Source organism: Bittarella massiliensis (ex Durand et al. 2017) (assembly GCF_017566145.1).
Lineage (GTDB): Bacteria > Bacillota > Clostridia > Oscillospirales > Ruminococcaceae > Bittarella > Bittarella massiliensis_A.
This window is the reverse complement of the sequence record NZ_JABFCL010000235.1, coordinates 1-221: the sequence shown is the minus strand read 5'-3', so window position 1 is coordinate 221 and position 221 is coordinate 1. Positions and strand designations below refer to the sequence as shown.

Sequence of the window (221 nt, the reverse complement as noted above, 5' to 3'; positions counted from 1 at the left end):
AGCCGGATATGTAAAGCTGGGGGACTGTGTTCTCAAGTACGCGTCAGACGGTGCGTCCCTGCTGAATCAGAAGCAGGAGACAGTCTGGAAGCAGAGCTATGAGATGACAGACCCTGTGGCGGATGTCCGGGATGAGACAGCGGTTGTGGCGGACAAGGAAGGCACGCTGATGTATATTTTCAGGAAGGACGCCCCTGTGGGAGCTGTGGAGACCAGCATGC

1 protein-coding gene is annotated in these 221 nt (G+C 56.6%); it reads left to right on the top strand.

The window, feature by feature from the left end; translation table 11 throughout:
- Positions 1-221, top strand: a 221-nt coding sequence (locus tag HJY11_RS14170) for a DUF5711 family protein (RefSeq protein ID WP_243764575.1), incomplete at both ends; no start/stop codon positions are given.